General features: G+C 63.6%; 12 protein-coding genes and 1 pseudogene. 5 read left to right on the top strand and 8 right to left on the bottom strand.

Translation table 11 applies throughout. The features are described 5' to 3' along the window. Positions 1-2: 2 nt before the first annotated feature. The 5 genes and pseudogenes from PLANPX_RS11940 to PLANPX_RS11960 all read right to left on the bottom strand — a co-directional run bounded on the left by PLANPX_RS11940 (position 3) and on the right by PLANPX_RS11960 (position 5,087). Positions 3-635 (bottom strand): DUF447 domain-containing protein, encoded by a 633-nt coding sequence (locus tag PLANPX_RS11940; RefSeq protein WP_152098954.1) that lies wholly within the window; start codon positions 633-635, stop codon positions 3-5. 99 nt (positions 636-734) lie between these two features. Next, positions 735-1,307, bottom strand: a pseudogene (locus PLANPX_RS11945) (anthranilate synthase component II); the annotation flags it as partial. 1 nt (position 1,308) lies between these two features. Beyond that, positions 1,309-2,757 (bottom strand): anthranilate synthase component I family protein, encoded by a 1,449-nt coding sequence (locus PLANPX_RS11950; protein WP_152098956.1) that lies wholly within the window; start codon positions 2,755-2,757, stop codon positions 1,309-1,311. After that, positions 2,754-4,205 carry a DUF6513 domain-containing protein gene (locus PLANPX_RS11955; RefSeq protein WP_152098957.1) on the bottom strand — a complete coding sequence of 484 codons (1,452 nt, stop codon included), beginning with the start codon at positions 4,203-4,205 and terminating at the stop codon, positions 2,754-2,756. The genes PLANPX_RS11950 and PLANPX_RS11955 overlap by 4 nt, the downstream gene beginning before the upstream one ends. Positions 4,206-4,328: 123 nt before the next feature. Continuing rightward, a complete protein-coding gene (locus PLANPX_RS11960) occupies positions 4,329-5,087 on the bottom strand; it encodes an SDR family NAD(P)-dependent oxidoreductase (protein WP_152098958.1) in 759 nt (252 codons plus the stop codon). A gap of 294 nt (positions 5,088-5,381) precedes the next feature. On the opposite strand from PLANPX_RS11960, the gene PLANPX_RS11965 reads away from it, so the two are divergent. Further along, positions 5,382-6,989 (top strand): PQQ-binding-like beta-propeller repeat protein, encoded by a 1,608-nt coding sequence (locus PLANPX_RS11965; protein WP_172992010.1) that lies wholly within the window; start codon positions 5,382-5,384, stop codon positions 6,987-6,989. 107 nt (positions 6,990-7,096) lie between these two features. Here the strand turns inward: PLANPX_RS11965 and PLANPX_RS11970 are convergent, their stop codons facing one another. Further along, a complete protein-coding gene (locus PLANPX_RS11970; protein ID WP_152098960.1) occupies positions 7,097-9,757 on the bottom strand; it encodes a hypothetical protein in 2,661 nt (886 codons plus the stop codon). A 220-nt stretch (positions 9,758-9,977) separates the two neighbouring features. Here PLANPX_RS11970 and PLANPX_RS11975 point away from each other — a divergent pair, with 220 nt between their 5' ends. From PLANPX_RS11975 to PLANPX_RS11990, 4 genes are read left to right on the top strand one after another with little or no spacing between them, the layout of a single operon-like run. Beyond that, entirely contained in the window at positions 9,978-10,277 is a 300-nt protein-coding gene (locus tag PLANPX_RS11975) for a hypothetical protein (protein ID WP_152098961.1), read from the top strand. Between the two features lie 11 nt (positions 10,278-10,288). Then, positions 10,289-12,583 (top strand): hypothetical protein, encoded by a 2,295-nt coding sequence (locus PLANPX_RS11980; protein WP_152098962.1) that lies wholly within the window; start codon positions 10,289-10,291, stop codon positions 12,581-12,583. 2 nt (positions 12,584-12,585) lie between these two features. Beyond that, positions 12,586-13,533, top strand: a complete 948-nt coding sequence (locus PLANPX_RS11985) for an ABC transporter ATP-binding protein (RefSeq protein ID WP_152098963.1) — start codon at positions 12,586-12,588, stop codon at positions 13,531-13,533. Continuing rightward, positions 13,530-15,230 (top strand): ABC transporter permease, encoded by a 1,701-nt coding sequence (locus tag PLANPX_RS11990; RefSeq protein ID WP_152098964.1) that lies wholly within the window; start codon positions 13,530-13,532, stop codon positions 15,228-15,230. The genes PLANPX_RS11985 and PLANPX_RS11990 overlap by 4 nt, the downstream gene beginning before the upstream one ends. Before the next feature lie 141 nt (positions 15,231-15,371). Here the strand turns inward: PLANPX_RS11990 and PLANPX_RS11995 are convergent, their stop codons facing one another. Continuing rightward, positions 15,372-15,692, bottom strand: coding sequence for a type IV pilin protein (locus PLANPX_RS11995; RefSeq protein ID WP_152098965.1), 321 nt, complete (start codon positions 15,690-15,692; stop codon positions 15,372-15,374). Positions 15,693-15,893: 201 nt separating this feature from the next. Then, entirely contained in the window at positions 15,894-16,295 is a 402-nt protein-coding gene (locus PLANPX_RS12000) for an HPP family protein (RefSeq protein ID WP_152098966.1), read from the bottom strand. Positions 16,296-16,393 lie beyond the last annotated feature (98 nt).

Consider the following 16,393-nt stretch of genomic DNA (forward strand, 5'->3'; position numbering starts at 1 on the left):
GCTCACTGTTGCTGCCCCGCTTGCTCGCCGGCGCGACTGACATGTGAACGCAAGAATGCCAGCGCCCGGTGCTCGGCAGCGGCGCCCGTTTTATCGACGGCAATCTGCAAGCGGTCGTACTCCGCCAGCACCACTGCCGCTCCGGTGAGGTGCACTCGCGTCGCCAGAATCGCCGCTTCGAGCACCGCATGCTGGGCACGGTTAAATCCCAAAAACTCCCGCAGCGTCCCGCGATCGGTCACCTTCGCGACGATGCTCGTCCGCTCCTCCGCATCATCGAGTGATTCAATCTCGAACGCATACCAGCGGCAAGCGCCCGCCAGAATGATCGCGTCGCCTGCCGGCGTCGTTGCGAAGCGGGGCAGCGGAGTCGGCTGTCCGACCGCCGCTTGGGCCAGCAGCTCCACGTCGTCGGTGACATGAAACACGCCGCGGCCAGTTCGCTTGAGATTCCGATACGTCGTCGACGTTCGAAACGGCCGCAGCCAAAGGCGGTCAAGCGAGTCGTCGACGATCGGCCCCATCGGCGAGACGTTGACGCCGCCGACGGCGTTCAGCGTCGTGACGATTCCCTCCAAGATGCGGCCATCGGCGCCCAGCGTGGGCGGCGTTCGTGGAGTTTCTTCGGCAGGCATCGCGAACTAGAACGTGAGAGGTTTTTTCGGCGGCGTGTAGGGCGGCGTGATCGGGCTGCGATCCTCGCTCGCGGCAAGCACCGCCACGTCAGCAGCGACCGTACAACCAGCCAGCCGCAGGAAGTTGGCGAGCATCGCGTAGCCATGCTCGGTGAGCGTCGCTTCCGGGTGAAATTGTAACCCAAACAGCGGGGCCGTGGCGTGCTGCACCGCCATAATCACCCCGTCGGGCGTGCGGGCCGTCACGCGCAGCGCCGGCGGCAGCGTCGCCTCGTCGATGATGAGCGAGTGGTACCGGCAAACGGTGAGCGGCGACGGCAAGCCGGCGAACAGCCCGCTGCCGTCATGTTCGATCGGCGAAGTCCGGCCATGCCGCGGTTCGGCTGCGCGGATCACCGCGCCGCCGAACGCCGCTGCGAGCGCCTGATGACCCAGGCATACTCCAAGAATCGGCACATCGCGGTGCAACTCACGAACCACGTCAACCGAACACCCCGCCTCCGCCGGCGTGCACGGCCCCGGCGAGATGACGATCGCCTGCGGATTCAAGCGACGAATCTCTGCAAGGCTCAACTCATCGTTCCGCGCGACGCGCGTTTCCGCTCCCAGCCGCACGAAGTAGCGTGCGAGGTTGTGAACGAAACTGTCGTAGTTATCGATAAGCAGGATCATGTTAGACGAGCGCCTTCAACATCCCCCGGGCTTTGTGCCAAGTCTCGCGGTACTCGTCATCCGGATCACTCTGAGCCACGATGCCGCCGCCGACCGGCAGTTGCCACCAGCCGCGGCCGGCGGTGATCGTGCGAATGAGGATGCTCGCATCCATCGCGCCGTCGAAGCCGAGGTACATCAGCGAACCGCAGTAGGGGCCGCGAGCCGTTGGCTCAAGTTCGGCGATGATCTCCATCGCCCGCACCTTAGGAGCGCCGGTGATCGAGCCGCCGGGAAAACTCGCCCGCAGCAAATCGAGCGGCGAACATTCCGGCCGCAACTCGCCCCGCACCACCGACACCAGATGCTTGACGAACGCATAGGTTTCCAAGCGGCAGAGTTGCTCGATGTGGACGCTCTCGGCGGTGCAGACCCGCGACAGGTCGTTCCGCATGAGGTCGACGATCATTACGTTTTCGGCGCGATCCTTTTCGCTACTCTCCAGATCGTCGCCGGCGAACAGGTCGGCTTCCGGAATCGGCGAGCGGCCGCGCGTCCCCTTGATCGGTCGTGTTTCGACTTGGCGGTCGCGGACAGTAAGAAAACATTCGGGGGACGCGCTGCAGATTTGCCACTCGCCGAGGTCGAAGTAGCCGGCATACGGCGCCGGGTTCCGCTCGCGTAGCCGCAGGTAGAGGTCGCGAGAGGAACTGGTTGCCGCATGGAGCAATCGCTGCGAAAGATTCACCTGAAACACGTCGCCAGCATGGATATACTCGACGCCGCGACGAACCATCTCGCGGTAGGCCGCGGCCGACATATTGCTGCTGACGCCGAGCATCGGCATATCGAATTGCGGCGCCAGTTGCTCCGCGCTCACCGGAGCGTGCGAATCGTCGCTGCCAGATTTCCCCGCACCGCCCGTCGTTGACGTCGCCGGTAGATTGCCAAACAGCAGTCGCCTGAATTCCGCCAGCCGTGCTTCGGCCCGTTCGCGCCGCGCTCGCGGCTCCACCTCCGGCAGCCCTTGCGAGATCAGCCACGCACGGTGCTCAACATGATCGAAGGCGACGATCACGTCGTACGCTCCGATGGCGAGGGCCGGCGTTTGCAAATCTTCGAAACGCGGCCGCGCGATTCGTTCCAAGCTGCGGTTGAGGTCGTACGATAGCAGCCCCGCGACCCCGCCTTGAAACGGCGGCAGGTTGGGCTGAATCGCGGCATGCGGAGCGAACTTCCGCCATAGCGTTTCGACCTCGGCGAGCGCATCGCGACCATCAGCAGGGCATTCAATCCAAGCGAACGGATCGGCCGCGACGAACGAATAGCGCCCCAGCCGCGGGTCGCGCGCGGCGCTATCGAAGAACACAACGTGCGGCAGCGCCGCCAGCCGTTCGAACGCGACCACAGCCGACGCGCCGCTGGGCAGCGGTTCGATGAGGGGCAGGGGAGGGGAGGCCGATCCGCTCATGTCGCCTCCTCTGCGTCCAGAGCGTCTAACTCCGCGCCGCTCGAAGCCGCTTTCGCGGAGGGCCGTTTGAGATAGTGTCGCGCTTCCTCACGCGTCGCGAACCCCCAGTCGAGCGGCTCGTCTTGCCGGTACGTTTTCCAGAGCGTCAGCGCGGTGAGCGCTTTGCACATTTCGTAACCGAGATAAAAAGCGTGGCCTGGATCAAGATTTTTCGGCAGCCCGCCGTCGGGACCGGAACGCCGCAGTTGTTCGACCACCACAAACGGATCAGCGTCGTGCAAATGCAACCCGACGCCAACGAGGTGCACCTCTCCATCGGTGGCGTAGATGCGATAGTTATTGTCGCGGACCTGCGTCGCCAGTTCAGCGATCGACGCGACGGGCGTCTCCAGAACCTCGGCGTCGCGCAGCATCACCAGGCGCGGGTCGAGATGCTTCGGCAACACGCGATGCGTCACCGCGTGGTGCATCACCCGCCGCGCGACGTCGCATTCGGCGACGCTGGTTCGCGCCCAGTTGATTACTTGCGTTGTGAGGACGCTGCGAATTCCCTGTTCCTGGCAGAAGCCCATCAGCGTTGCATTGACGCCGGCCGAGTCGACGTCGGTCAACTCGGTAAGGTTGCCGATCCCCATCATCATCTCGGCGTCGGGATACCGGCGACGGACGTCGAGATACCTGCCGAGGCTACTGGCGAAGCCAAATCCGATCGGCTCAAGAATCGGATCAATCCGCAGCCGCACGCCGCGCTGAGCTAAAAAGTCGATCGTCTCGTCGAGTCCTTCGAGCGTCGCCGGCACATCGGGGGTGACGATCACCTCCACGCCCCAGTCAACCGCCGCCTCGCGATTGGTGCTGTTGACGCTCAGCACCAACTCGGCTCCTGCTTGTACCGCAGGACCGATCTCCGCCGGATTGAGGCTATCGACCGAGACGCGATGCCCCGCGTCGCGGAGCGCCCGCACGACGTCGGCCACGCCGCTCCACGTGCCGCCCGGATGACAGCCGACGTCGATGAGGTCCGCGCCGTCACGCTGCAGCAGCGCTGCCTGCCGCAAGATTTCCGCCAGCGGCAACCGCGGGCAGTGGTTAATCTCGGCGATGATCTCAATATCGAACGCCCCGTAATCGCTCGGCGGCGGCTGACGCTTGAAGTACGAGTGGAGTTGCCGCAGGTCGCGCGGCCCAACTTCTACGGGCGTCTCCGTGGTCGCCGTTAGCGGCGCAAGATCGCCACCGCAGTAGCCGGGCAGAATGACGCGATTTGCCGCCGTCGGCACATGCCAGTGCCGCGCAATCCAAGCGGGCGACATTAGCGCCGCCACCGTGATCGGCAGCACTTCTACCGAATAATCAAACCCCACATCCGTCGCCAACGGCGCGACGACCGACTTGAGCGCGTGCTCAGCCAATCGACCGGTAACAAAATGGATGTGATCGCGATGCATGAACAGTAAGCAGTCGCGGGTCAACGACCCGCCGGAACGGCGTAATCAGATGTGCAACAACAAACAAAACTATCGACGCCGATAAGCGGATTGATCACTGCCGTTGCGCAATCCAACACCGCCTCATCGCCGCCCCCCGTTCACCGCAATGACCTGCCCATTCACAAACGAAGCCGCATCCGACGCCAAGAACCGCGCCACATGGGCAATGTCTTCCACCTCGCCCCATCGTGCCAACAGCGATTCGCCTTTCGCTCGTCCCTGCCAATAGTCGGAAGCGTCGGCGCCCCATGCGGTGCGAATCCAACCAGGCGCGATGCAGTTCACCCGCACCGCCGGCGCCAGCGACTTGGCCAGGCTGCGGGTGAAGTTCATGATCCCCCCCTTCGTCACGACGAACATCTCGCCGCTGTCGCCTTCCATCCCCGACTCGGCTTGGTCCCAGCCGATATTGATGATCGCGCCATGGCCCCGCTCCTTCATCCGCCCGCCAATCTCGCGGGCGAGCTCGATCGTTCCCAGGACGTCGACGTTCCACAACTGCTCGAACTTTTCAGCGAACGATTGCTCAACCCCGTCGCCCGTGAGGACATCGACGCCGGCGTTATTCACCCAAATGTCGATCGGCCGCCGCTGCCACAAGTCGGATGCCAGTTGGCGACGGTCATCCGCATCAGCCAGATCGGTAACAGCCGCCTCGGCCTGTCGCTTTAGTTGGCGGATTGCGGTGCAAACTTCCTCGGCCGCCTCGCGGTTTCGACCATGAACAACGACGTTCGCACCAGCCGCGGCCAGTTCGAGGGCAATTGCCTTGCCGATTCCGCGGGTGCTGCCGGTCACAACGGCCCAGCGATCGTCGAGTCGGTAGTCGGAGTCGGGCATAGCAGGCGGAAACTGGGCGCCAGCATGGCGTCTGGCAGGGCGGGGAACAGCGTCGAGCTACTCTTCGGTTGTAGTTTGGCCGCTGGCGGGCCGCAACCGAACGGCCCTGGCGGACGTATTAACGCTAGAACCGACGCAGTTTGGCAGAACTCGGCTGGCCGCGGCGTTCGGCTCGCCGCTGAGGCGCCGGGGTTGGTTGCCTGTCGCAAAAAGCAACTTTACGATTGACCATACTCCAGACCGTTTCTCCGTGACATGAGCTGCGTGGCGCCTGCCCAATCACCAAGCCTGAACATGCTCCCCAGCGCCAAGCCGCGGCTGCGCCGTGCCAGGTCGCTCGTGGCGTGGGTGCTGCTGCTGGCAGTCGTCACCGCCGGCGTCTGGTCGACCGACATCTCGAAAGACTACAAGAACATCACTCTCCAGGTGACGCTCGTGCTGGCTGTGGCCGGCCTCTCGGTTTGGATGCTCCGCCATAGCCTCTTGCCGCGACGGCTGCGGCTGATGACGGCCGCTCTGGTCTGGCTCCCCGTCTGGGCGGTGACGCCGCTCGGGCCGGTGCAACTCATCAACAACGGCAACAGCGGTTTCGTCGACTGGCGGTGGCGGTGGGCGGCAACGCACGACCAATCGCTTGCAGGAGTCGCGGCGCCGCCGCAGGTGCGGCTCGACTGGCAAGAAACCGAGCGCGACTACCCCCGCTTCCTCGGCAACGGCTACTGGGCCGAAGCCAAGGGAATCAATCTCGACGCCGATTGGAAGGCGAACCCGCCGAAGCTCCTGTGGAAGCAACCAATCGGCGCCGGCTGGTCGGCGTTCATCATCGTCGGCGACTACGCCGTCACGCAAGAGCAGCGCGGCAATCAAGAAATGGTCGTCTGCTACGAGCTGAAGACCGGCCAAGTCGCTTGGTCGCACGCCGACGACGCCCGTTGGGATCCTTCCGGCCCCGGCGCGCTCGGCGGCATCGGCCCGCGTGCGACGCCGACAATCCACGACGGCCGCGTCTACACGCATGGCGCCACCGGGATCGTCAATTGCATCGACGCCGCCACCGGAAAACGCCTCTGGTCGCACGATACCCTAAAAGAATACGGCGCCGAGAACATCAGTTGGGGTAAGGCTGATTCGCCGCTGATCGTCGACGGCAACGTCATCATCAGCGTCGGCGCCCTCGACGACCGCTCACTCGTCGCCTTCGACGCAAAGACTGGCGAGCAAGTTTGGGCCGCCGGTGCGAGACGGTCGTCATACGCCTCGCCGATACTCACGGAACTTGCCGGCGTTCGCCAGATTTTGGTCGTCAACGAAAACTTTCTCACGTCGCATGACGCGACTACTGGCGAAATCTTGTGGGAACATCCTTGGGACGGCGACAGCAACGGCAATGCCTCCGCCTCGCAACCTGTACCGGTCGGCGACGACCGCGTTTTCCTATCGAAAGGCTACGGCATCATGTCGCAGCTATTCCAGGTGACGCACGACGAATCGGCGGAGCCTGAGAAGCAGTGGTCGACCGAGGTGCTATGGTCGAAGCCGGTCCTCCGCACGAAGCTCGGCAACGTCGTCATTCGCGACGGCGTCATTTACGGCATCGACGACATCGACATGGACTGTGCCGACCTCGAAACGGGCCGCCGCCGCTGGAAGAAACGCCGCCGTCCGGAACTTGGTCATGGCCAGATCATTCTGGTCGGCGACAAGATTCTGGTGATCAGCGAATCGGGCGAGCTGGTGCTCCTCGCCGCTGACGCGAAGAAGTATCGCGAGCTCGCCCAAGTGCAGGCAATCGAGGGGATCACCTGGAACAACCCCGCGATCTCGGGGCGGTACTTGCTCGTCCGCAACGGCCAAGAAGCGGCTTGCTTCGAGCTCCCCGTCGCTGCATCGCCAGCGCTCTAGCCCTGGGCTCCGCCCGGGGGTGGGTTTCCACTCCGGTAGACGTCGCCTCACGCCACGCAACCCCCGGGCGGAGCCCGAAGCTAAAAGTACGAAACGTACGCCAGCATCTACGGCGTCACCGTCTCCGCCATGTCGATCTCGACATGCGCCTCAATCGCGGCGCTATCGAGCCGCGCTTCCGCTCGCAGCCCTCGGAACCACGTGAGCAGCGGCAGCTGAAAATCCTCCGGCGCCGCCGTCAGTTGAAACCGGTTCTGCGGCAAGATCGCCGTCGAAGTCCACATCGGTTCGCCGCCCGGCGCCTCGACCAGCTCGTACGTGCCGCCGAGCGGGCAGACGAACTTCCCATCCATCAGCCGCTCGGCCACGCTCAGGCATTCCTCACGCGGCACATGGAGCTGATTCGCCAGGGTGTTCATCAACCGACAAGCTGCGACGGAGGTTTCGCGTGTTCGCATGTAGCCGAACGCGCTCACCGTCGCGGCCAGTTGCTTGTCGCTCAAGTCGGCGACGTCGATCCAGAGTTGCCCTGGCTTCTCGGCAGGCACCATTTGCAGTTGTGGTAACACCTCGCGCACGAGGTCGGGCTTGAAGCTGATCAACAGAAAATCGTCGCGCTTGGCTTGCCACGTCGATTGGGCGCCCGGAATCGGTTGCTCGCCTTGCGCCAGCGAATCGCCCATGAAGAGTCGTAAGATTCCCGGCTTGGGCCACGCGCCGACGTACATGCGAACCAGCTCCGCCGGCGCCGCGCCGGCAGCGACGCTGCCGTTGTCGACAACCAGCGGCGTGCGGAAGTCGCGGATGCCCAGAAACATGTGATTCGGCTCCGCCGCGGCGGAGCCGAATGGCAGCGGCGAATCGAGCACCGCCTCCGCACTAATGACGTTGCCGACGATCGGTCCTAAGCGCTCACTGCTCGGCGGACCGAAGGTCGTCGGCAGCCGGCCAAGCTTCACGTCATTCAGCGGCGTGGCGACGACGTCGACGGCGATCGTCTCGCCGCCGCCTTCGATGGGGACGCGCGCGATGCCGGCGCCAATCGGCGGCAGTTGACCAATCTCTTGTCGAAAGCGTTCACTGAAATCGCGATACGCTGCCACTTCAGCTGCGGAGGCGGCCGTCACTTCAACTTCGCCAGTCGGCAAGAACAATCCCGGTCGACCGCGCACAGAATCCGACGCCGCATCGCCCAGCACCACCAACTGCGATCCGTCAAAACGCTGTCCAAATCCGGCTGGCAGCAATCCCGCCGCGATCAACTGCTCGACCGTCGTCGCATCGATTCCCTCTGCCCGCGCTTCGAGCTGGGCGAGCTCAAGCAGCTTCACTTCGCGGGCTGAGCGTGCGCGACGCTGCGACTCGATCCACATCCCGGGGCTCGACAACGATTGGAAAAACTCCGGCGGAATGTACGCGAAGACCGCATCATTCCGGCTCATCGGCAGCCGCTTCCGCATGCCGAGAAACCCGATCGACGCCGCAAGCGAGCGTTCCCCTTGCCCCGCGAGCAAGAACAACTGCACCAGCCGCTCCGAAGTCGTCACCAAGTGGAAATCGCCATCCTGCACGTAGTACGATCGAACCTCTCCTCCCGGCGTCGCCACCAGCGACACGTCGCGCTCGGCAATCTTGACGGTCGATTCCGCCGCGTCGGGATAATTCTTCAGCGCCTGTCGCCGCTGCGTGTTGAGGTCGTTCGCCAGCAGCGGATTCGCCTTCGCCTGAAACAAAATCCCCGCCGCGCCACCTTGAGCGATGTACGGATCGAGCCCAATCATCGCCACGTCGGCAATCACTTGCGGCCCCAGGAACTTGGCGAGCGCGTTTTCCCGCAGCGAGAGCTGTTGCTCAAGTCGCTGCGTCGCCGCGCGATCAATCCCGCGGCGCATCAGCATGTTGCCGAGGTCGCCTTGCCACTTCTTATTGAGGTCGCGGAACCAAAGGTAGTTTGTAAAGTTGCCGAACCGCACGTAGAAACACTCCACCGGTACATGGAGCGCGATCGGTTCCACTTCGACGCCGTTCAGTTCCTCGCCGCCTTCCGGTAGCGCGAACCACGGCATCGGCGCTGGCAATGGCTGCGGCTCACCGGCAGCGGCTGGCGTGGCGGCGAGGATCTGTTGATCAAGCGCCAACTGATGCGACTCGGTGTTGAAAAGTTCGTCCCACACCGTCGCTTTCGGCGACGAGAGCGAGGCGAGCAGCCCGCCCGATGGCTCCGGCAGCGGCTTGCCGAGTCGGCGCGAGAGATTAGCCGCCAGGAAATTCTCTACCACCGGCGGGAACTGCGGGTTTTGCCGCAGGTTCTTCCACCGGGTCGAGTATTGCTGCCACCACTGGTCGAGTAGCGCCTGCCGACCCGCCGGATTGATTCGCGGCGTCACGCGAATCTTCTGCTCCGTCGGCGCGAAAGCTTCCAGCTCGAACGGCTGATCGCCGTGAAAGAGGAAGTACATCGTCACCTGCCGCGGCGAGTCGACCTCCAGCAACCGTCGCAACAGCCGTCGCACCGGCGCGTCCTGGATCACCGGGTACAAAACTCGCCCACCGGGCGACGCCACCGTGAAACGCTCATCCTCGCCTGGCGTGACGGGCCGATCCGCCGCCACGGCGACCGTAACGCGGCCGACCCCGAACGGTTCCCCCGCGTAGGCTTCGACTTCTGCGGACTTCGCCGACGTGGCGACGATGCTGCCGCAAAGGAGCGTCAGCAAGCTCAGGCCGAAAACGTGGGCGGGAACAAGGAGTGGAGAGGCAAGTTTCATGGCGTCCGAGCGAAGAATGCTCACCGAGGCGAATTACATGAGGAAAACCTTGGTATCATGCTACCGAGTTGTCGGCTCGGGGGCACGACGCGGTGCTGGCTTCGCGACTGGCGCCCGTTGTGAGAGGCCTCTCCGGCTGCGACCTCGGTCGCCATCGGGAGCAACGATTCCTCAACGCGCAACTTGCAACCTACCAACAAGTTCTGGCAAAATCAGCGGCATGACGAAACCCCGACTTTCCATTCGCCGCCTGGCGCTGATCGTGCTCGTCGCAGCGATTGTCTTTGCCATCGCTTCCCAGCCCCCGGTCATCGCGGGGATCGTCATTGGACTGCTGAGTTTCCCGCTCGCCTTTCTCGTGCAGGCGGCGTTCTTCACGGTCGGCTCGGCGTTCGGTCGCTGGTTAGGTCCCGTCGACGTCGTCGCGCGAACCAATCGCGGCGGCATCGAGCACTCCTCGCTCGCCACGGCGGCCAACGCGCGCGACACGGCGGCTGACCCATCTTCCGGCGCCCCATGAAGGACTCCGCATTGGTCTGCACTCGATTCAAACTGGTTGGCTTGCTGGCGCTTTGCGCAACCTGCTGCATGGCGAGCGGGCTTCACGCTCAGACGGGTCGCTCGCGCCAGCCGGCGGCTCCCCAACTCGCCAACTCGCCTTTCGCGGCGATTCGATCAGTCATTGCCGCCGTTGGTCCGAATGGCCTCGTCGATGTCGGCGTTGATGGCGACGGCCTGACGCTTCCGATGGGGCCGAACGGCGCCGAGTACTCGACCCCCAATCGATACCGCCTTTCTGTGAAGAGCAACTGGCCCGGGATGTACGGCTACCGCCCCGTGCAGGTGAAGATTCGCGCCGAGAATCCGGCTGCGAGCGATCACGAGCTCGAATTTCGCTTCGTCGGCGGCGATTGGAATCTCCGCTACAACTCGATCACGGCTCGCACGAAGTTCATGCTCCGCCAGGGCGAACAAGAAGCTTCAACGACGTTACTCGTTCCCCAGTTTCAGTCATGGTACCGCTGTAGTTGGCAACTAAACGTCGATGGCACGCGCGACGATGACCTGACCCTGATTTCCTTCGATGCCAACGATCTCGTGGCGAATCGCGGGAACAACGGCAACGACGTGGCGGCGGCCGGCGTCTTGCTGAGTAGCTCGCAGCAGCTTGCAGCGATCGAGAATTTGAGCCAAACGCATTCCAACGCCACGGTGGCGCTGGAGATGCTCAAGCCCGAGGAAATGCCGACCGACTGGCTTGCGTACACCTCGCTGAACGTCGTCTTTGTGCCGGCCGCTCAGTTGCAGACGCTGATCGACGATCATCCGCAGCAGGCGACGGCGCTGCTCCGTTGGGTGTCGATGGGCGGAAACCTTTGGCTCGTCAGTGCTGGCTCGCGTTGGCAAGAAGTGACCAACGTCGAGCAGTTGCTGGCCGCTCGTGAGGGGCGCGACCGACCGCAGCCTAACGAGGCGTCGCCCGCGTCGAACGAGAGCTCCCTACCCGTGCGTTGGAAATTCGCACAACTCGACGGCCGCGCCCTCGATCCCGACCAAGGCGCCCTCTTGCTCACTGACTACGAGATTGCGGAAGTCCCTGTCGCCGAAACGCCCGTCAATCCGGCTAATCCCGCCGCCGCTGCGGCGGCCGCTGCGCAAGCGATGATCCAGCCCATGATTGACCCCAAGCTTCCGAAAGACTCGGCCGAATGGTTCGCCGTGCGCGGGTGGGGGTTGGGAACCATCGTCGCCTTCCGTCGCAACCTTCACGGCAGAAGCGAAATGGACAACCAAGAAGCGACGCGCGTCTTCTCGCAGTCGCTGCTCGCCCCGCGACAACTTTGGGGCGGACGCTTCGGCAGCACCCCCGACGACGGCAACGTCGAGTTTAACGACTGGCTCATTCCCGGCGTCGGCCTGGCGCCTGTCGGCAGCTTTCAAATCTTGATTACGCTGTTCGTGCTGGCGATCGGGCCGCTCACCTATTGGCTCTTGCGTCGCGCCGGCAAGCTGCCGATGTTGATCGCCATCGTGCCCGCCGCCGCGTTCCTGGCGACGTGCGGGCTGTTCGCTTACGGCATCCTTGCCGACGGGCTCGGGGCCCGCGTCCGGGGACGTAGCGTGACGCTGCTCGACCAACACACCGGCGCGTCCGCCAGTTGGGGACGCTACTCGTACTACGCCGGCATCGCGCCGCGCAGCGGGCTGAGCGTCCCCGTCGATCAGGCAATGTTTCCGATTCTCCCCAATTGGTCGCCGGTCTTCGGTTTCGGCGGCCGGCGTTCGGCAAACGACCGCGAAATCGTTTGGTACGACCGGCAGGAACTGACGCGCGGGTGGATTGCATCGCGCACGCCCACGCAATTCCACGCACTCGCGGCGCGTAAATCCTCGAAGCAACTGCAGCTGCGCCCGACCTCCGCCGGGATGCGCGCCACGAACAAGTTGGAAGTCCCAATCATGGGCATCGCCATCCACGATTATGACGGCAAGTTCTACTGGTGCGAACCGCTGGCGCCGGATGAAGTTCGCGTCGTTCAGCCGCTTGAGCAGACGGAGGTCGCGTCGAGAGTGCGGCGCCTGTTCACCGAAAACTTGCCGGAGCTCCCCGCCGGCGATGATGGTCGGCAGCCCGGCAGCTACATGGGCTACGCGATCTCCGACAGCATCATGGAAGCGCGGTTGGCAGCCATCAATTCGCCGCAAGTCGCCGGTTGGGGACCAGGCCGATACATCGCGTTCACGGAACGTGCGATCGAACTCGACCCCGGGTTGGAAGAGGTCAGCGAAGAACGAAGTTTCCACGTCGTCGAAGGGAGCTGGTAACCATGTTCCTCCCCCGACGCCCTCTCATTGAAGTCCGCGGCCTCCATCGCTACTTCGGCCCCACCAAGGCCGTCGTCGATATGAACTTCGAGGTCTACGCCGGCGAGGTTTTCGGCTACATCGGCCCGAACGGCGCCGGCAAGACCACCAGTATGCGGATTATCTCAACACTTGATGAGCCGACCTACGGCGACGCGCTCGTCGACGGTTTTTCGGTGGTCGACGACCCCGACCGCGTTCGCCGACGGTTAGGCTTCATGCCCGACTATTTCGGCACTTACCAGAATATGAACGTCGTCGAGTACCTCGACTTCTTCGCCCGCGCGTACGGACTACGGGCGTACGATCGCAAGCGGGCGATCGACTATGCGATGGAGTTCACGCTGCTCGACCGCCTCGCCGACAAGCCGATCAACGGCCTGTCGAAAGGCATGAAGCAGCGGCTCGCCCTCGGCCGCACGATGATCCACGACCCGGCGGTGCTGATTCTCGACGAACCAGCGGCAGGCCTTGACCCGCGGGCCCGCATCGAACTCCGCGAAATGATCGGCCGCCTCGCCGAAAGTCAAAAGACGGTGCTGATCAGTTCGCACATCCTCACCGAGCTTGCCGAGATGTGCCACCGCGTCGGCATCATCGAGCAAGGCCGCCTGCTTGCGGTCGGCACGGTCGACGAGATCAGCGGCCAGACCGAAACCCGCAGCGAGGTGCGGCTCCGGGTTCTCGACGATCCAACGGCGGTGTTGAACTTCCTCGAAGCTCGGGGTGACGTGCGCGACCTCACGATTCGCAACGGGCAGGTGATTCTCACTCACGACGGCGGCCCTGAGGATCAGGCGAACCTCCTGCGCGTAATCGTCGACAGCGGTTTTAAGGTCGTGGAATTCGCCAGCAAAACCAAAAGTTTGGAAGACGTCTTCATGCACGTCACCGAAGGACGAGTGCAATGACCCCCTTTTTAGCCGCTGCCGATACGGTAGACGCCCCGCCGCGCGCTTCGGGTTGGGGGCGCGCGTGGAACTCGCTCGAAAATCGCCTCGCCGCGATCGCCGATCACGCGAATCCGATTCTCGTGAAGGAAACGCGGCAAGCTCTCAAAAGCCGACAGTTCATCGTCACGTTTCTCGTCGTTCTCTTGGGCTGCTGGATCGTCAGCTTCGTCGGCATCGCCGTCGTTGGCCCACAGATCTACTTCGCCGCCGCCGGGCCGGGCATGCTTGCGGCCTACTACACGATTCTCATCGTGCCGCTGACGCTGATCGTCCCGTTCACCGCGTTCCGATCGCTCGCCGCCGAACAAGAAGAAAACACGTTCGACCTCCTTTCGATCACCGCTCTCGGTTCGCGGCAGATTGTCACGGGCAAGCTTTCCAGCTCCCTGGTGCAAATGGTCGTCTACCTGTCGGCGGTCAGCCCCTGCATTGCGTTCACGTTCTTGCTCCGCGGCGTCGATGCGGTGACCGTCGCCGTCCTGATGATCGTAGCAGTCCTCGCTTCGGTTGGTTTGTCGATGATCGCGCTAATGGTTGGCGCTATCGCTCGCGTCCGCAATTCGCAGGTGATCATTTCCGTGGCGCTTGTACTGGCGCTGGCCGGCGCCTGCTACGGCATGTGGTACGTCGGCATCGGAATCATCAGCAGCGGATCGGCGACGTTCCGCGATCCGGAATTTCTGGCCGTGGCCGTCATGATGTTCGCGTTCTATGTCGCGACGTTTGGCATCATCCACGCGGCCGCGGCCGCCCAGGTGGCGTTCGTCAGCGAGAACCGTTCGACGCCGCTCCGTTGGTGGATGCTGGCTCACCAGGCATGCCTAGTCGGGGCCCTGGCGGGGCTCGCTGTCGCGTTGCGATCGGACGGCTCCGCCGCGCCGCACCTAGGCAACGCGATCGCGATTACCGGCTGCGCAGTCGGCGCCGGCTACTGGTACCTGATGGGGGCGCTGATGACCGGCGAATGGCCTCATCTTTCGCGGCGCGTCCAGCGCTCGCTTCCTGTGTCGGCGGTGGGGCGCCCCTTCTTCAGCCTGCTCAATCCAGGGCCTGGTTCCGGCTATCTATTCGCCGTCGCCAATCTTTCAGCCATTAGCTTATTTGGTTTTGCTGCCGTGATCCTGCTAGACGGCGGCAGCAGCTCCGGCCGACCGTCGACCGAGCAAGCGGTCTATTTCGCGATCTTCTCCTGGTCGTACCTCGTCGCCTTCCTGGGCTTTGGCTGCCTGATCATCAACGCACTCCGTAAGTGGGTTTTCGTGCCGATGACGGCGGCGTTTCTCGTTCACGCCGTGCTGTTCCTTACCGCGATCGGCGTACCGACCGTCATCCAAATGACCTCTCGCGAACTCCGCAACAGCGGCTACACGCTCTGGCAGATAACAAATCCAGTGTGGACGCTGAGCGAACTAGCCACCAGGAACCAAGGCGTCGACAACGTCCAGGCGGGCGTCCTGATCTACATTCTGCCGACCGCGGCAATCATCGCCCTGATGCTCAACATGCGAGCGATCGGAACCGAGTTACTGCTCCAGCGGATTCCGGTGCCAGTACGGATCGTGGAAGACGAGGCCGAACTGAAGGCCGCCACGTCGCGCGGGCCCAGCAGTCCGTGGGACGTCGATGATGAGGATGCAACCGCAGCCACCTCTTAGAACGAGTTGCGCGGACGCATCTAGCCCCGGGCTCCGTCCGGGGGTAGGCCGCCGCTCCGGTCAACGTTGCCCTAGGTAGTAGTGCTATCCACAGTCGAAGCCGACGATTGCTCGCGAAGCAACGACGACGCGACGGCCGCTCTATTGCGCCTGACCCGTTTCCTCGTTCAGCACAAACGGCTGTCCCGTCACCGGGTTGAGCGGCAGCCCGTCGGGAAAGAACTCAGGATCGTTGGCCAGATCCGCCATCGCCGTCGGCCATGTGCCATGCTCCGCGTGATAACGCTTGACGGCGACGTCGATCGCGGCGGCGTAGTGGTCGCGAATTTTCTCTTTCCCCAACGATTCGTCGATCACCACGCGCGGCACGACGATCGCGGCCAGAATTCCGACAATCGTCGACACAGCGAAAAATTCAATCAACGAGAAGCCGTAGCGCAGCGGCCATTTCACGCGGATCATGACAATGTTCCCCCTAGGCGACGCTGACTCGAACGCGGCTCCAACGGAGCGGCGCAGCACGGCGTCGAAAAAATGTACGTCGCCCAGCCCGCATGCGGATGCGTGACGCTAGGGACGAGCGGGGGCCTGGTCGCTGACCGCGATGAAGCTGCCGACTGTAGCGATTGCAACGCCGCGCGGCGTTGAGTCGGCAAACGCCGACTAGCGCCGCAAGCCGCACGCCTGCGGCTGCGATTCGTACACCGCCTTCAGCACGTCGCGTCGCGAAATCAACCCCACCAGCCGCCCGCGGTCGAGCACCGGCACGCGGCGGACGCGGTGGACGATGAACTGGTCGGCAACCTTGCGAATCGGGTCGTCCGCGTTCACCGACAGCACTTCCGCCGTCATATGCTGGTCCACCTTGTCGCACGCCGTCTTCGGGTCGTAGGCGGTCGTCAGCAGCGCGAATTCCGTGATGATTCCGACCAGTCGATGGCTTTCGTCGACCACGGGCAACCCGCTCACTTCTCGCAGCATGATCAGTTCGATCGCCTCTTGCAGGAAGGCGTCAGGGCCAATCGTAACGACGCGATCGGTCATAATGTCGCGGGCGGTGAGCATACGGCATTCCTTGCGGGTTGCGGCGAGCGTTCAGGACGAACGTCGCGGATGAAAAGGTTGGCCGCGCGGCGCGGGCCGTTGCGGCATTAGGAAACATA

Origin of the sequence: Lacipirellula parvula, assembly GCF_009177095.1 — a bacterium.
Taxonomy (GTDB): domain Bacteria; phylum Planctomycetota; class Planctomycetia; order Pirellulales; family Lacipirellulaceae; genus Lacipirellula; species Lacipirellula parvula.

Excerpts from the sequence above, each read along its gene's own strand:
- PLANPX_RS11990 (WP_152098964.1), top strand. The coding sequence starts at position 13,530 with ATGACCCCCTTTTTAGCCGCTGCCGATACGGTAGACGCCCCGCCGCGC.
- PLANPX_RS12000 (WP_152098966.1), bottom strand. The coding sequence starts at position 16,295 with ATGCTCACCGCCCGCGACATTATGACCGATCGCGTCGTTACGATTGGC.
- PLANPX_RS11965 (WP_172992010.1), top strand. The coding sequence starts at position 5,382 with ATGCTCCCCAGCGCCAAGCCGCGGCTGCGCCGTGCCAGGTCGCTCGTG.
- PLANPX_RS11975 (WP_152098961.1), top strand. The coding sequence starts at position 9,978 with ATGACGAAACCCCGACTTTCCATTCGCCGCCTGGCGCTGATCGTGCTC.
- PLANPX_RS11960 (WP_152098958.1), bottom strand. The coding sequence starts at position 5,087 with ATGCCCGACTCCGACTACCGACTCGACGATCGCTGGGCCGTTGTGACC.
- PLANPX_RS11970 (WP_152098960.1), bottom strand. The coding sequence starts at position 9,757 with ATGAAACTTGCCTCTCCACTCCTTGTTCCCGCCCACGTTTTCGGCCTG.
- PLANPX_RS11955 (WP_152098957.1), bottom strand. The coding sequence starts at position 4,205 with ATGCATCGCGATCACATCCATTTTGTTACCGGTCGATTGGCTGAGCAC.
- PLANPX_RS11940 (WP_152098954.1), bottom strand. The coding sequence starts at position 635 with ATGCCTGCCGAAGAAACTCCACGAACGCCGCCCACGCTGGGCGCCGAT.
- PLANPX_RS11995 (WP_152098965.1), bottom strand. The coding sequence starts at position 15,692 with ATGATCCGCGTGAAATGGCCGCTGCGCTACGGCTTCTCGTTGATTGAA.
- PLANPX_RS11950 (WP_152098956.1), bottom strand. The coding sequence starts at position 2,757 with ATGAGCGGATCGGCCTCCCCTCCCCTGCCCCTCATCGAACCGCTGCCC.
- PLANPX_RS11985 (WP_152098963.1), top strand. The coding sequence starts at position 12,586 with ATGTTCCTCCCCCGACGCCCTCTCATTGAAGTCCGCGGCCTCCATCGC.